Source organism: Vibrio sp. 661 (assembly GCF_033339315.1).
GTDB lineage: Bacteria > Pseudomonadota > Gammaproteobacteria > Enterobacterales > Vibrionaceae > Vibrio > Vibrio alginolyticus.
Genome location: NZ_JAWOUJ010000018.1, coordinates 19,385 through 35,386, shown reverse-complemented (window position 1 = coordinate 35,386; position 16,002 = coordinate 19,385). Strand labels below are relative to the sequence as shown.

Here is a 16,002-nt window from a genome sequence, read left to right as displayed (position 1 = left end):
TCATCGCTAGTAGCTAGGAATGGCAATACGTTTTTCGAGCCAACGAACGGCTTGAGATACAAATAGGATGAGTAACAAGTACTCCAAAACGAGGAAGGTATAAATCTCTAAGGGTAAGTACTCATTCACCACCAGCTCATTAGCACGGCGAGTGAGATCGCTTAAACCAATCACACTGACTAAAGAACTCATCTTGAGGATGTAGACAAATTGATTACCCAGTGGTGGGAGAATTTGCCGAAACGCTTGGGGAAGAATTACCAAGCGCATTTTTTGCCAATAGCTTAAGCCCAAAGATTCAGCCGCTTCATGTTGGCCACGGCTGATAGCTTGTATCCCACCGCGAAACACTTCCGCCATAAACGCACTCTCAGCGATAGTCAGTGCAATAACACCCGCCCAAAAGTGATTGAGTGAGACATCCAATAGTGTAGGCATGCCGTAATACACCCAAAGTAGTAAGACTAAAACTGGCACTGAACGGATCACCTCGACATAAATACGGTTTATCCACTTCAGAGAGGCTGAGTCCGACAGAGCGGGTAACGCAACGATTAGGCCCAAGCTCATCGCAAATAACATACTAAGGAGTGATACTTGGATGGTGTCGTTAAACCCAGCGATTAAAAACTTTAGATTGGTGAGCCCTTGATCCGTCGAAGGGTCAAGTACATACCAGCCCCATTGATAATCTGAACAACCAGTGAGTAATAGTAGTGAAAATAGCCATAGAGTTCGAAACGTCACATTTACTCCCTGAATTAACTAAAAAACTTCCTTTGTTGCTGCTATGTTATCAGTAGAGCTCTAATAAAGGTTAATTATTAAACCGTATAAGGTCATTATTTTTAAGGGAATAAAAATGAGAAAGATTTTACTAGTGCTAGGAATGTGTTTGCTTGCTGCGACTCAAGTCGCTCACGCTGAAAGCCGTCTTCAATCCATTTTAGACAATGGCGTACTCCGAGTTGGAACGACGGGAGATTGGAATCCGATGACGATGAAAGACCCCGCGACAAACAGTTATCGTGGCTTCGATATCGATGTAACAACAGAACTTGCTAAAGATCTCGGTGTAAAAGTGGAGTATGTGCCCACGGATTGGAAGACGCTAGTTAATGGCATTACCGCCAACAAATACGATATTACTGGCAGCGCATCTCTGAACATGTCGCGCGCGAAAGTAGCTGGATACAGCCAGCCGTATTTCTACCTTGCCTTTGTACCTGTGGTGCAAAAGAAAGATCTCGCCAAATTTTCTGATTGGGCGGATTTTAATAAACCAGAAGTAAAAGTCGCAGCGACGTTAGGTACGGTACAAGAAAAAATGGTGAAAGAGTTCTTCCCGTCTGCTCAGCATATTGTTATTGAAGCGCCAGCGCGCGACTTCCAAGAACTACTAGCTCGCAGGGCCGATGTATCGGTGACGTCCAATGTGGAAGCAGCGACGTTGGTGGATAAGTTTAAACAGTTGGCGATAGTGCCAGTGACCGCACCGCGTAAACCAACCCCAATTGCTATGTTGTTGCCGCAAGACGATCAAGTATGGATTAATTACATCAATCACTGGGTAGAGTTGAAAAAGACTCAAGGCTTTTTTAAGCAGACTGCCAAGAAATGGGGGTTGAAAAGCTTATAAACAGAAAGAGCCGCATTGCGCGGCTCTTTTTATTATCTGAACGATTAAAGTTCGTCTTCACTCACGACTCGGGCGTTGTCAGGAGTCGTAAAGTGCTTGGATAATTCGCGATTCGACAGAATGTATCCCATCCACAGCCCACCCATACAGATGATGATTGCGATGCCAGTAACCATCTGAGCTTGGCTTGCCATTGTGGCTACCAATGCACTTGAGAAGCTACTTACACAGATTTGCAGGCTGTTTTGCAGACCTGCTGCTGTTGCAGGGCTCTGTTGTGCGCTGGCCAGTGCACGGTTTACCACGATTGGGTACAGTGCGCCGTTAGCAACGGCAATCAAACAGAATGGCGCAAGAATAGGCCAAATCGATGACAGCTCCCACTGTGAAGCAATGAAAATCATTAATGCCGCGACACTAAATAGGCCAATCAGTTGGCGCAGAACCTTTTCATCACCAAATTTTCGAACGCCTACTTTACCTAAGTAGCCACCAGCCATAAACGCGATGGTTTGTGGGATAAAGCTCAAACCAATATCTTTTGCTTCGTAGCCCAGTTGCGCCATGATTTCTGGCATCCCAGTTAGGTAAGCAAAGAATGCAGCTGAAGCCGTCGCAAACATAAACACGTTGCCAAGGTATTTTTTAGAACTCAGTAGCGCTTTGATGTCGGCAGACATACTGGTTTGTTTGATTTCTGCTTTCTCGTCTTTTTGTGCCATGGTCGCAAAGACCAAAAAGACACCAACCAGTGTTAGCGTAATAAAGATACTGTGCCAGCCGAAGTTATCTGCCAACACAACCCCTAATTGAGGTGCTAGTGCTGGTGATAGCGCGACGAGTGGCATGATTGTCGCAAAAATTTGTTGGCTACTGCTTGAGTAGCGCTTAATGACCATAGCCTGCCAGATCACGGCTGGTGCACACACACCGATAGCTTGGATAAAGCGCAGTGTGAGTAGTTGCCATACTTGATCACAGAAAGCCAAACCGAATGACGCGATAGTAAATAGCACCAACCCGGCTGCGAGTGTATTACGATGGCCAAATTTATCGGATGCCAATCCCCACATTAGCTGGCCAATCGCCATACCAACGAGGAATACCGTTAAAGAGAGCGCAATTTGCTCAGGGCCTGTTGCAAAGTCGATTTCCATCGCTTTGAATGCTGGCAGATACATATCGGTAGCAACGAAGCCAAGCATCGATAATGCTGCCAGATAAATGAGCTGTAGTTTTGAGATTTTCATGATTCAACCAGTCAAATTATTTAATCATTTTTTAATCAACATCAGTTGGCGCCAACCCTGATTTATTTACCTTATTATTCTATTTTTCGATTTTGAGAAAATAAAACGCTAAAATTGTTGGTTATCAATCAAATTTTTTGAAAGGTTAAATCATGTTCTCTAAAGCGTCTTTGGAAATGCTGGATACGGTTGCCCGTTTAGGCAGTTTCACCGCTGCGGCTGAGGTATTGCATAAAGTCCCCTCAGCCATCAGCTATGGAGTAAGGCAGGTCGAGCAAGATTTAGATGTGGTGCTGTTTCGACGTTTACCAAGGAAAGTCGAGCTAACTCCAGCGGGTGAACTTTTTATGGCCGAGGCGCGCTCTTTGCTGCGTCAAATGGAAGAGGTGAAAGCACAAACGCGGCGAGCGGCTCAAGGATGGAAAAGCACGTTAAAGCTGACCTTAGATAACGTGGTGAAGTTAGAAAAAATCAAACCTTTGGTGGAAGATTTCTATCGCGAGTTTGAATTTGCTGAATTGCAGATCAATATGGAGGTCTTCAATGGTTCTTGGGAAGCCATAGCACAAGGTCGAGCCGACATTGTCGTTGGCGCGACATCTGCGGTTCCCGTTGGGGGAGATTTTGAAGTCAAAGATATGGGCGTATTAGATTGGGCATTTGTAATGTCACCCGCTCATCCTTGCGTTCGACAACAAGTGCTTACTGAAGCGTTTGTGAGTCAATTTCCGGCGATCTGTCTTGATGATACTTCGAACGTGCTGCCAAAACGCCATACTGGCCATTATCCGCAACAGCGCCGATTATTATTGCCCAATTGGTATAGTGCGATTGAATGTTTAAAAAATGGGGTGGGCGTGGGTTACATGCCACGTCATATTGCAACACCCTTAATCAATGATGGTGTGCTGGTGGAGAAGGTCATGCCGGATGATAAACCGCTCAGTCACTGCTGCTTAGTATGGCGCAAAGATGATAATCATAAATTGATCCAGTGGATGGTGGACTATCTTGGGTCGCCTAATCAGCTACATAAAGATTGGTTACAGTCATAAAAAACACCTCGCATTAGCGAGGTGTTTTCATTGATATGTTTAAAATGTGGCGTTTTATGACAAGAAAAACTTATACGATGGGTTGTCTGTCTCGTCTTTGCATTGATAGCCAAGTTCACGTAAATGTGCAGAAAACTGAGCTAAATCGCTTTCATCTAACTCGAAACCACATAAAACGCGTCCGTAGTCAGCGCCGTGGTTACGGTAGTTGAACAAGCTGATATTCCAATGAGTACCGAGTGTGCTTAAGAACTTAAGTAGCGCTCCCGGATATTCTGGGAATTCAAAGCTGTATAGGCGCTCTTTAAGCGGCTTAGACGGCTTACCACCAATCATGTAGCGCACGTGCAGCTTCGCCATTTCATCATCAGACAAATCAACCACTGGGTAGCCACCATCACGTAAGTCGTGAATGATATGTTCTAGCTCTTCCTGACCGCCTTGCAAACGAACACCAACAAAGATATTTGCCAATGCGTCATCGTTGTAGCGGTAGTTAAATTCCGTTACGGCGCGGCCGCCAATGAGGTTACAGAACTCAAAGAAGGCACCTTGACGCTCAGGAATAGTAACGGCAAGCAGACCTTCACGTTTCTCACCAAGCTCACAGCGCTCAGAAACATAACGCAGACCATGGAAGTTAGTGTTGGCACCTGACAGCACAGTACCTAAATTCTTACCTTGCAGTTTGTTTTGCTCAGCAAACTTCTTCAAACCCGCCAGAGCAAGCGCCCCCGAAGGCTCTGCAATCGCACGGGTGTCTTCAAAGATGTCTTTTACTGCTGCGCAGATTTCATCGCTAGAGACGGCAATATGGCCATCAATGTACTTTTGGCATAGACGAAACGTCTCTTCACCAATGCGTTTTACTGCAACGCCATCGGCAAACATGCTGACCTGGTCTAATACTACTGGTTCACCTGCATCCAATGCCGCTTTGAGGCATGAAGAATCTTCTGGCTCGACCGCAATGACTTTGATTTCTGGCATGAGCTGCTTCACGAGTACCGCAACACCGGCAGCCAAACCGCCACCACCGACAGGGACGAAGATGTAATCAAGGTGACCATTTTGCTGCAGCATTTCCATGCCTATGGTGCCTTGACCTGCAATCACCAGTGGGTGATCGAAAGGAGGGACAAATGTGTACCCATGCAGATCAGAAAGGCGTTCCGCTTCCGCTTTTGCCTCATCAAAGTTGCTGCCGTGCAGCACTACATTGCCACCGAAGCCACGTACCGCATCGACTTTGATGTCTGGTGTGGTTTTAGGCATCACGATGGTGGTTTTGATGCCTAGCTTAGTACCAGAGAGCGCCATGCCTTGAGCGTGGTTACCTGCCGATGCTGCAATGACACCAGCGGCTTTTTGTGCTTCAGATAAACTCGCCACCATGTTGTATGCACCGCGCAATTTGAACGAGTGTACGGGTTGGCGATCTTCACGCTTGATCTGCACGTTATTCCCGATACGTGCAGATAAACGAGGCATTTCTTGCAGTGGCGTCACTGTTGCTACTTCATAAACAGGTGCGCGAAGGATTTGGCGCAGATAATCTGCGCCAGTTTGGTTCACTTGTTTTTCGGGTTGAGCTTCCATCATTGCTAGCCCTCTAGCTTCGACTTGTCTCGTACTGCACCCTTGTCAGCACTGGTTGCCATACTCGCGTACGCTTTGAGTGCAAATGAAACTTCACGTTGGCGGTCAACTGGTTTCCAGCCTAGTTCGTCTTGTTTTGCACGGCGCTCAGCAAGTTCTTGTTCAGACACTTGGAGTGAAATTGAACGGTTTGGAATATCAATTGCGATCATATCGCCTTGTTTTACCAGACCAATTGCACCGCCGTTTGCTGCTTCAGGAGAGGCGTGGCCGATAGACAGACCTGATGTGCCGCCAGAGAAACGGCCGTCAGTCAGAAGTGCACACTCTTTGCCAAGGCCCATCGATTTTAGATAAGTGGTTGGGTAAAGCATTTCTTGCATGCCCGGACCACCTTTAGGGCCTTCGTAACGGATAACAACCACGTCGCCAGCTTTTACTTTGCCACCCAAGATGCCTTCTACGGCGTCTTCTTGGCTTTCAAATACCACAGCTGGACCAGTGAATTTATGAATGCTCTCATCCACACCAGCAGTCTTAACGATACAACCATCTAATGCGATGTTGCCTGATAGAACGGCTAGGCCACCTTCTTGGCTAAAGGCATGATCGATAGTACGAATACAACCTTCCGCACGGTCGTCATCAAGGCGATCCCAGCGGCAATCTTGTGAGAACGCTTGAGTAGTACGAATACCCGCAGGACCTGCGCGGTAGAACTTAAGTACTTCTTCGTCTTCAGTTTGGATGATGTCGTATTTCGCCAGCTGCTCTTTCATCGAAAGGCCAAGCACGGTGCGCGCATCATTGTGTAGAAGACCTGCACGATCTAACTCACCAAGAATCGCCATGACGCCACCTGCGCGGTGTACGTCTTCCATGTGATATTTCTGGGTAGATGGTGCCACTTTACATAGGTGTGGTACTTGACGTGATAGGCGATCGATATCTTCCATATCGAAATCCACTTCACCTTCTTGCGCCGCGGCAAGTAGGTGCAGAATGGTGTTGGTTGAACCGCCCATTGCGATGTCCAGTGCCATTGCGTTTTCGAACGCATCAAACGTAGCGATGTTGCGCGGCAGTGCTGATTCGTCATCTTGCTCGTAGTAACGACGAGTCAGTTCAACGATACGACGGCCTGCATTAAGGAACAGTTGTTCACGGTCAGCGTGCGTTGCCAGCATAGAACCGTTGCCCGGCTGAGAAAGACCCAGTGCTTCTGTTAGACAGTTCATCGAGTTTGCAGTGAACATGCCTGAACACGATCCACACGTTGGACATGCGCTGCGTTCGATCTGCTCGCTTTGCTCATCAGACACTTTTGGGTCCGCGCCTTGGATCATCGCATCTACAAGGTCTAGTTTGATGATCTGATCAGAAAGCTTGGTTTTACCCGCTTCCATTGGACCACCAGAAACAAAGATAACCGGGATGTTGAGGCGCATAGATGCCATCAACATTCCCGGAGTGATTTTGTCACAGTTAGAGATACATACCATGGCATCGGCACAGTGCGCGTTGACCATGTACTCCACAGAGTCTGCGATCAGTTCGCGTGAAGGCAGTGAGTACAGCATGCCGCCGTGACCCATTGCGATACCATCATCAACCGCGATGGTGTTGAATTCTTTTGCGATGCCGCCGGCTTTTTCGATTTCACGCGCTACAAGCTGGCCCATGTCTTTCAGGTGTACGTGACCCGGAACAAATTGAGTAAACGAGTTTACAACGGCGATGATTGGTTTACCGAAGTCTTCTTCTTTCACACCCGTTGCACGCCACAGTGCTCGTGCACCCGCCATGTTACGACCATGTGTGGTGGTAGCTGATCTATATTTTGGCATTTCCTAATCCTTCTTACTTCTGTTCTGGGTACACATAGTCTAACCAGCCCCACTTATCTTCCGTGGTGCCGTCAAATAGGCCAAAGTAGGCTGCTTGTAGTTCTTTAGTGATAGGGCCGCGCTTACCAGTGCCCACTTCAATCTTGTCGATGGTTGCCACTGGTACAATCTCAGCCGCAGTACCTGTCATGAAGACTTCATCGGCAAGGTAAAGGGCTTCACGAGCAATGTTCGCTTCACGTACTTCGTAGCCTTTATCGCGTGCAATTGTCATGATCGAGTCACGAGTGATGCCCGGTAGAATCGCGCTAGTTGCTGGTGGTGTGGTGATTACGCCATCTTTGATAACGAAGATGTTTTCACCAGCCCCTTCCGATAGGTAACCATCTACGCTTAGCGCAATACCTTCGTCGTAACCGTGACGACGGGCTTCACCACCAACCAGTAGTGAAGATAGGTAGTTACCGCCTGCTTTAGCCGCAGTTGGGATGGTGTTTGGCGCAGCGCGGTTCCAGCTTGAAATCATCGCGTCGACACCTTTTTCTAGCGCTTCTTCGCCTAAGTAAGAGCCCCAAGGAAATGCTGCAATGATTAGATCCATCTCAGTGCCAACTGGTGGACATACGCCTAAGCCAACATTACCGACAAAACCCAATGGACGAATGTAAGCGCTGTCGAGTTTGTTTTGGCGCAGTGTTTCGCGGGTCGCTTCCATGATTTCTTCTACAGAAAAAGGGATCGGAAAGCGGTAAATCTTGGCAGAATCTTTTAGACGTTGTGCATGCTCACGGTGACGGAAGACAATTGGGCCTTTTGGTGTGTTGTAACAGCGCACGCCTTCAAACACGGATGTACCATAGTGCATTGCGTGAGTCAGAACGTGAACGTTCGCCTCTGCCCATGGAACCATCTCACCATTAAACCAAATGAAATCTGCAGTTTTCGTTGCCATTTGTTGCCTTCCTTATGCACTTACGTGTTGTTGTAAGTTGTGATTTGGCAGTTCATCGTTGCGGATTTTTAGCACCTCAACCTTACGAACGTCCCACAACTTCTCTATTTGATTGATCAAAAACGAGATTGGTCGATCGCTGTCGACGATGATCTCGACGCTGGCTACTTTGCTTTCGTGGTTTTGCGTAGCAGCGACTTGTTTGATCACGAAGCCTCGGTGACGAATCACACGTAGAACGCGCTCCAACAGTACCGGTTTGTCATCGGCTTTGATGTCGAGTAAATATCTGTCCATGCGATTGTCTCCTATGTATTTTCCAACATATCACTGTTTGATGCGCCAGGTGGCACCAATGGCCACACGTTTTCTTCTTCATCAATCAAAACGTGAAGCATGTAAGAAGTTTCACTCGCTAGCATCTCTTTGAGAGCAGGTTCGACTTCTTCTTTCTTGGTGATGGTTTTGCCCGGGATATCGAACGCTTTTGCTAACATCACGAAATCTGGGTTGTCATCAAGAATGGTTTCACTGTGGCGACCGTCAAAGAACAATGACTGCCATTGGCGAACCATGCCAAGACGTTGGTTATTAAGAAGGACAATCTTCACTGGAATCTGACGACGCTTCAGCGTGCCCAATTCCTGAACGTTCATCATAAATGAACCGTCACCTGTAATAAGGATAGACTGATCATCAGGACGTGCGACTGCAGCACCCATCGCCGCTGGCAAGCCAAAGCCCATGGTGCCAAGGCCAGCAGAAGTGATGAAATTTTGTGGTTCGCGTGGCTGGATATGTTGCGCTGCCCACATCTGGTGCTGACCGACGTCGGTCGAGACAATTGAGCTATCTGGCATCATGTCAGACAGCTGTTTAAGCAATAGCGGTGCGTAGATTAACTCGCCCGGGTGGTCGTAACGCCACTTAAAGCCGCTGCGCAGACTTTCACTGTGATGAACCCACGGTGATATATCTTGAGTCAGCTCTAGCTGAGGGAGAATGGTGTTGATGTCGCCACGTAATGGTGCGTTGGCGTGGCGCAGTTTATGAATCTCCGCAGCATCAATGTCGATGTGAATCACTTTCGCATTTGGTGCAAACGTATCGAGCTTACCCGTCACACGGTCATCAAAACGCGCGCCAACCACAATCAATAGATCGGCTTCTTGAACCACTAGGTTAGCGGCTTTGGTGCCATGCATACCCAACATACCAAGATAGTGGGGATCATGGCGTTCAATGGTACCGAGGCCTTTTAATGTGCTAACTGCAGGCATTGGGTTTAAGCGAAGAAATTCGCGTACTGCATCGGTTGCTTTCGCAAGTTGCACGCCACCACCAACATACAACACTGGGCGAGTAGATGCTGCCAGCACATCTTGCGCACGTTTGATATCTTCAGCGCTGACATCTTCGATTGCTGGTGCTATGTATGGAGGAAGAAGGTCTGTGGGTGCTTGAGCGAGTTGAACGTCTTTGGCGATATCGACAATGACTGGACCCGGACGACCGGTTTTTGCGACCTCAAAGGCTTCGGCAAGTGTCGGAGCTAGATCTTCAATTTCGGTCACGAGATAGCTGTGCTTAGTACAGGCTAGGGACATTCCGATCACATCCATTTCTTGGAATGCATCGGTACCGATATGAGAGCTAGCAACCTGGCCTGTGATGGCAACTAGAGGTACGGAGTCAAGGAAAGCGTCGGCAAGGCCGGTAACAAGGTTAGTGGCTCCTGGGCCAGAAGTTGCCATGCACACAGCAACGTCTTGAGTGGAACGAGCCATCCCGATAGCTGCCATAGCGGCCCCTTGCTCGTGACGGCATAGGATGTGTTCCACCCCACCGTCATACAAAGCATCATAGATTGGCATGATGGCCCCGCCGGGGTAGCCAAAAACGGTTTCGATGCCTTGCTGTCTTAAAGCGGCTACGACAAGTTGTGCACCAGTCATCGTAAACCTCCTTTGCTACGTTGTGGCTCGTAGCGATTGCCATATTTATTGCACTTCATGTGCACTCCCATTCTTCCCGTTAAACTGTCCGAGGGTTAGACAGATGACAACTTGTAGTTGTAAAAAAACCCCCGGACTTTTCAGTGCGGGGGTTTTTTGTAATTTGTGGTTACCTTTCGCCCACAATACCCCGCGCGGTGCCAATAATGACCACGATAATCAGGGCTAGTAGTGCGTTGATATGAGCGAAAAGGTTCATCTGTCTGTCGTTCTTTTTTCGTTAAAAAAATGTTGTGTAATGTTCTACGAAATTGTTTGCGTCATTAGTGGTATCACACAATTCCGCTGCATGACAAGCAAAAAGTCATTCTTTTTTCACATTAACTCTCAATTGGGACGCGGTATATAACATAACCAACTAGATAAAACATTTGTTTACAGAGTGTTCAAAAAAATTGAGGAACGTATGGGGCTGGCAATCATTCATAGTCGAGCAAGCGTCGGGGTGCAAGCGCCATCGGTTAGTGTAGAAGTTCATATCAGCAACGGCATGCCAGGGTTTACCTTAGTAGGCTTGCCAGAGACAACGGTAAAAGAGTCCAAAGATCGCGTACGCAGTGCGATCATTAATTCTAACTTTCAATTTCCTGCTAAGCGGATCACCGTGAACTTGGCTCCGGCAGATCTACCCAAGGAGGGAGGGCGTTTTGATCTTCCTATTGCATTGGGGATTTTGGCCGCTTCGGAGCAAATCGCGACAGATAGGCTCAAAAACTACGAATTTGTGGGTGAGTTAGCACTATCTGGTGGTCTGAGACCTGTAAAAGGTGTGCTGCCTGCTGCGCTGGAAGCCAGTAAGATTCAACGTCATTTGGTCGTCCCACATGTGAATGGCGATCAGGCGGCGCTGGTGGGGAAGGAACAACATAAATCGGCCCAATCATTACTGGAAGTATGTGCCGAGCTTTGTGGTCAACATCGACTGAATCTTTTTCAAACGCCTAAGCGAAAAACGATCGAAAAACATGGTCGAGACTTACAAGATATTATTGGCCAACAACAAGGTAAGCGAGCACTGGAGATTGCTGCCGCTGGAAACCACAACTTACTTTTCCTTGGCCCGCCAGGTACTGGAAAAACGATGTTGGCTTCGCGTTTGTGTGACTTATTACCGGAAATGAGTGACGAAGAAGCAATGGAAACCGCTTCGGTGGCATCGTTGACTCAGAGTGAAATTAATGAGCATAACTGGAAGTCGCGTCCGTTTCGTTCTCCGCATCATTCAAGTTCAATGGCGGCATTAGTCGGCGGTGGTTCGGTACCCAGACCAGGGGAGATCTCTTTAGCCCACAACGGGTTATTGTTTCTCGATGAAATGCCCGAATTTGATCGTAAAGTTCTAGACTCGTTACGCGAACCGCTCGAATCTGGTGAGATAATTATCTCTCGAGCGCAAGGTAAAACACGCTTTCCGGCTCGCTTCCAATTAGTTGGAGCCTTGAACCCAAGCCCGACAGGATATTACGAAGGCAATCAAGCGCGCACCAATCCACAAGCTATTTTGCGCTACCTTGGTCGATTATCTGGACCACTGTTAGATCGCTTTGATATGTCTTTAGAAATCCCAGCTTTGCCCAAAGGGACATTAGCAGAAGGTGGTGATCGCGGTGAGCCGACTGCTATCGTAAAAGCGCGTGTGAGCCATGCGCGTAACAATATGCTAAACCGCAGTGGTAAGGTCAATGCACTGCTAGGTAGTCGAGAAATTGAGGCGTTTTGTCCCTTGCATAAGAGTGATGCTGAGTTTCTTGAAACCGCTTTGCATCGTTTAGGACTCTCGATTCGTGCATATCATCGTATTATCAAAGTGGCGCGAACAATCGCCGATCTGGATGGGGCGGAGCAAATTGAACGAACACACTTGGCCGAGGCACTTGGGTATCGAGCGATGGACCGTTTACTGAAACAGCTTACGGCGCAAGCGGTATAGACAGCAAAGTGTCATCGCAACAAGTGTTGTAAGCACCTTGTTGCGATGAAGGGCGTTAGAAGGTGTAGTTGAGACCAAGCGACAATAGGTACTCTTTCTCTTCATAAAACGTGATATTCGAGTCAGTTTGGCTATAGCCGGCTAAAGAAATGAACGACCAGTCTTGCCAGTCAAATACGTTTTGATATTCGTAGGCCGCAAATAGGCTGATGGTGTCGTCATTTCGTGTTTTAGCAAAAGTTTGGCTAGCGGCTTGATAGTCTTTCCATGCATAACCCGCGGTGAGGGCCAATCGATGGCGGTTGATAAATTTAAACCAGCTGATGTCAAACCCGTACGAATCAAATGATTCCGCCTTACCGTCGGCATCTTGATTGATGTAGGTGAAAGCGGGTTGCAACATAGACGTTTGGTTGAGTGGAATGCGATAGTCGCCTTTGACATAGTAAAGGTTAGCATCGCGAGCAAGTGAGCGGTCTGTCACTTCCTCCTGCTCGATGTCTTTATCAGCATAAGCAAGATCAAGGTTGAAGTTCTTATCAATCAACCCTTTGATCTGAAAGCGATACGCATTGCCGTCAACATCCGTCTCTTTACGTGCGGTTCCTACTTGATAAGGGTTGCGCCAAGTTTCGCCTTTGAGTACCGTCGGCAGATAGGAAACATCGAGCACGGTGCCAGATTGTAGCTCGTGTTGATAGCCCAACTGAAAAGCGAGTGTACCTACCGCGACATCTGAGCGTGTGGTACCGGCGTAAACTTGGTGGTTGAGTCGGCTACCAAAGGTGTATGTCACACTCCCTAGCGGTGCAGCGATAACGGAACTGTCACGATCGGCACGCTTATCGAGAGAATCGATGGTGTTACTATTTTCTGTATTGAAATTGGATTCTGATGATATGAATCCGGCATTCAGCGAAATTTCACCGCCAAAACCTGCGGTTTCAGCGAGTTGAGCCTGAGCAGAACTGACGACAAAGGCCAAAGGCAAGAGAAGTAGCCTTGGTTTCATTCGTTATCTCCTTGTTGTCGAATGAGTGGTGCACATATTGGTTACGGTAACAAATCTGACCATTCCCACGCATGTTCCAATGTGGCAAAGGCGCAGTATAATTACACGCTGTTTTATTCTTCACACATTATCACTGTTGTTTGACTATCATGTTGGCATATTTGTTATTTTTTTTTAACGCTTCTTTTGTGATTCTCAATTCTGCGGTTTGTTCACTCGCAATTTGTGTTATCGCTGTATTTAAAATATTGCTTCCTGGCGTAAAGCTAAAAGCGATAGCGACCGTTTGTGCCAATAAGGTGATGTGGTTATGGGCTACCGTTAATGCGTGCATTCTGGCGGTATCTAACCGTGTTGAGTGGGATGTTCAGGGCGGTGAAGCGCTTAAAAAAGACGGGTGGTATCTGCTGATCAGTAATCATCTCAGTTGGACAGATATTGTTGTGCTTTGCTGCGTGTTTAAAGACCGTATTCCCATGCCGAAGTTTTTCCTCAAGCAACAACTGCTGTATGTGCCTTTCATCGGGATGGCGTGTTGGGCGCTCGACATGCCATTTATGCGTCGCTATTCGCGAGAGTATCTGATCCGCAATCCTCATAAGCGAGGTCAAGATTTAGAAACGACACGTCGCTCGTGCGCTAAATTCAAACACACTCCAACCACAGTGGTTAACTATGTCGAAGGAACCCGATTTACCGAAGAAAAGCAGCGTAAGAGTAAAGCAAACTATCAATATTTGCTGCAACCAAAATCGGGCGGGATTGCGTACACGTTAGCGGCGATGGGGGAACAGTTCGAGAGCATTATCGACGTTACGTTGGCGTACCCAGAAAATACGCATAAACCGTTCAAGGATTTATTGATGGGCCGCATGAGCAAGGTGGTTGTGCGTGTAAATGTGTTACCCGTTGATGAAAGAGTGCTTGGTGATTACTTCAACGATAAGCCCTATAAGCGGCAATTTCAACAATGGCTGAGTGATGTGTGGCAAGAAAAAGATCGGTTACTACAAGAGATTTACAAGTAAACAAAAGGGGAGCGACGTGCTCCCCTTTTGATTGATATCGATGTGCTTATTTTAGTGTCAGCAAGTAGTTCACCAGAGAGAAGTACTCATCCATCGTTTTGATGCTTTGTGCTTGAACTAGGTATTTGTTGTTAACGATAACCGCAGGAACGCCGGTTAGACCGCTGTTTTCAAATTGCTTGTCCATACGGCGAACCATTGAATCAACCGCGAAGCCTTTGAATGCAGAATCGAATTTTTTCGCATCTACACCTTCATCAAGGAAGATTTGACGAAGTTCTTCATCATTACGTGGTGCTTTCTTTAGATTGTGGATGCGGTTAAACATCACTGGCACCATTTTGTCTTCCACTTTTAATGCAACCATCGTTGCGTAGGCTTTGCTCATTGATGGGCCCATGTTGCCACCCATGAAAGAAACGTGGTTTTTTAATAGCTTAGTACCTTCTGGTAACTGCTTTTTCAGTTGCTGGATAACCGGTTCAAAGCTATTACAGTGCGGGCAGTAGAAAGAGAAAAACTCCGTCACAAGAGGTTTTTTTGATGCCTCAAGATCCAATACTTTGTAATGTTCACCTTCTTTGAATTGCGCTGCATGTGCCGACAGGCTTAACATCAGCATAGAAAACAGTGCGAACAGTTTTTTCATCGAAATATCTCCATTTTTGAATTTTTGGCCTGACTTACCATTGAGGCATTAAAGACAGCGGTGCTTCTTCTAAAGCGGCGATCTGCTCTTTAAATGCAAGGACCTGACCTTCCCAGTATTTTGGCTCATTAAACCATGGAAAAGCGAGAGGAAATGCAGGGTCATGCCAACGTTTTGCTAGCCATGCCATATAGTGCACCATTCGTAGACCGCGAAGTGGCTCGATTAGTTTCAATTCTGCAGGATTAAAGTCGCAAAACTCTTGGTAAGCCTCTAAAACAATATCCAACTGCATCAGTTTGTCTTGGCGTTCACCGTTCAATAGCATCCATAAGTCTTGTACTGCAGGGCCGTTACGAGCGTCATCCAAATCAACAAACATAGGGCCATCTCGCCACAAAATATTGCCTGGGTGGCAATCGCCATGCAAACGAATCATATTGAAGCCTTCTTGCCAGTGGCTTTCAATTGATTTGATCAGCATATCCAAGTCATTGAAGAAGCTGTTCTCCAAGTGCATTGGAATCATATTGGCGTTTTGCAGAATCTCTCTTGGTTGATACAGGTATTCTTGTAAGCCGATCGTAGGGCGATGTTGGAACGCTTGGCGGCTGCCGACTTTATGGATGCGGCCAAGGAAACGCCCTACACCTTCGAGCTGATCTAAATTGTCAACCTCGTATTGGCGACCACCCACGCTATCAAACAGCGCAAAAGCATAGCCTTGATAGTGATGCAGGGTTTCACCGTTGATGCGCACAGGTGGTGCGACGGGTATCTCATTGCCAATCAGCTCTAAAGTAAAGTCGTGCTCCTCTTGGATCTGTTCATTGCTCCAACGTTCAGGACGGTAAAACTTGACGACATAACGACGACGCTCTTCGTCAGTAAATTGATAAACACGGTTTTCGTAGCTATTGAGGGGAAGAAAGCCTGATTCTGCGCGAACGCCGATGCTTTCTAACGCGTACCACATAAAGTCTGGGGTAAGGGCGTCAAAGTTAAACATACTTTGGGACATATAAA

The 16,002-nt window shown here is 47.2% G+C and carries 14 protein-coding genes; 4 read left to right on the top strand and 10 right to left on the bottom strand.

Translation table 11 applies throughout. The features are described 5' to 3' along the window. Nucleotides 1–6 precede the first annotated feature (6 nt). Entirely contained in the window at nt 7–747 is a 741-nt protein-coding gene (locus R7P69_RS21055) for an amino acid ABC transporter permease (RefSeq protein WP_005383852.1), read from the bottom strand. Nucleotides 748–862: 115 nt separating this feature from the next. On the opposite strand from R7P69_RS21055, the gene R7P69_RS21050 reads away from it, so the two are divergent. Further along, the gene (locus R7P69_RS21050) at nt 863–1,639 is read left to right on the top strand and encodes a transporter substrate-binding domain-containing protein (RefSeq protein ID WP_005378944.1); all 777 of its coding nucleotides are present in this window, start codon (nt 863–865) and stop codon (nt 1,637–1,639) included. A gap of 44 nt (nt 1,640–1,683) precedes the next feature. Here the strand turns inward: R7P69_RS21050 and punC are convergent, their stop codons facing one another. Beyond that, nucleotides 1,684–2,889, bottom strand: coding sequence for a purine nucleoside transporter PunC (punC, locus tag R7P69_RS21045; protein ID WP_238952162.1), 1,206 nt, complete (start codon nt 2,887–2,889; stop codon nt 1,684–1,686). Between the two features lie 152 nt (nt 2,890–3,041). On the opposite strand from punC, the gene punR reads away from it, so the two are divergent. Next, on the top strand, nt 3,042–3,944 hold the full coding sequence (gene punR, locus R7P69_RS21040) for a DNA-binding transcriptional activator PunR (RefSeq protein WP_238952161.1): 903 nt from the start codon (nt 3,042–3,044) through the stop codon (nt 3,942–3,944). A gap of 54 nt (nt 3,945–3,998) precedes the next feature. Here punR and ilvA read toward each other — a convergent pair whose 3' ends face one another. The 5 genes from ilvA to ilvG are packed head-to-tail and all read right to left on the bottom strand — an operon-like array spanning nt 3,999 to nt 10,297. Beyond that, nucleotides 3,999–5,546 carry a threonine ammonia-lyase, biosynthetic gene (ilvA, locus tag R7P69_RS21035; protein WP_017635600.1) on the bottom strand — a complete coding sequence of 516 codons (1,548 nt, stop codon included), beginning with the start codon at nt 5,544–5,546 and terminating at the stop codon, nt 3,999–4,001. Between the two features lie 2 nt (nt 5,547–5,548). Further along, complete coding sequence (gene ilvD / locus R7P69_RS21030) at nt 5,549–7,390, bottom strand: dihydroxy-acid dehydratase (protein ID WP_017635601.1); 1,842 nt, start codon at nt 7,388–7,390, stop codon at nt 5,549–5,551. Between the two features lie 13 nt (nt 7,391–7,403). Beyond that, nucleotides 7,404–8,342 (bottom strand): branched-chain-amino-acid transaminase, encoded by a 939-nt coding sequence (gene ilvE / locus R7P69_RS21025; RefSeq protein ID WP_005378953.1) that lies wholly within the window; start codon nt 8,340–8,342, stop codon nt 7,404–7,406. 12 nt (nt 8,343–8,354) lie between these two features. Further along, nucleotides 8,355–8,639 (bottom strand): acetolactate synthase 2 small subunit, encoded by a 285-nt coding sequence (gene ilvM / locus R7P69_RS21020; protein WP_005378958.1) that lies wholly within the window; start codon nt 8,637–8,639, stop codon nt 8,355–8,357. A gap of 11 nt (nt 8,640–8,650) precedes the next feature. Then, a complete protein-coding gene (gene ilvG, locus R7P69_RS21015) occupies nt 8,651–10,297 on the bottom strand; it encodes an acetolactate synthase 2 catalytic subunit (RefSeq protein ID WP_005378960.1) in 1,647 nt (548 codons plus the stop codon). 466 nt (nt 10,298–10,763) lie between these two features. On the opposite strand from ilvG, the gene R7P69_RS21010 reads away from it, so the two are divergent. Continuing rightward, on the top strand, nt 10,764–12,287 hold the full coding sequence (locus R7P69_RS21010) for a YifB family Mg chelatase-like AAA ATPase (RefSeq protein ID WP_238952160.1): 1,524 nt from the start codon (nt 10,764–10,766) through the stop codon (nt 12,285–12,287). Between the two features lie 55 nt (nt 12,288–12,342). On the opposite strand, the gene R7P69_RS21005 is transcribed toward R7P69_RS21010, so the two are convergent. Beyond that, nucleotides 12,343–13,299 (bottom strand): DUF2860 domain-containing protein, encoded by a 957-nt coding sequence (locus R7P69_RS21005; protein ID WP_238952159.1) that lies wholly within the window; start codon nt 13,297–13,299, stop codon nt 12,343–12,345. Nucleotides 13,300–13,448: 149 nt separating this feature from the next. On the opposite strand from R7P69_RS21005, the gene R7P69_RS21000 reads away from it, so the two are divergent. Continuing rightward, the gene (locus tag R7P69_RS21000; protein WP_017821568.1) at nt 13,449–14,327 is read left to right on the top strand and encodes an acyltransferase; all 879 of its coding nucleotides are present in this window, start codon (nt 13,449–13,451) and stop codon (nt 14,325–14,327) included. A 46-nt stretch (nt 14,328–14,373) separates the two neighbouring features. Here the strand turns inward: R7P69_RS21000 and R7P69_RS20995 are convergent, their stop codons facing one another. Further along, nucleotides 14,374–14,976 (bottom strand): thiol:disulfide interchange protein DsbA/DsbL, encoded by a 603-nt coding sequence (locus tag R7P69_RS20995; RefSeq protein ID WP_005379036.1) that lies wholly within the window; start codon nt 14,974–14,976, stop codon nt 14,374–14,376. Nucleotides 14,977–15,010: 34 nt separating this feature from the next. Continuing rightward, entirely contained in the window at nt 15,011–15,997 is a 987-nt protein-coding gene (locus tag R7P69_RS20990) for a serine/threonine protein kinase (protein ID WP_005379037.1), read from the bottom strand. Nucleotides 15,998–16,002 lie beyond the last annotated feature (5 nt).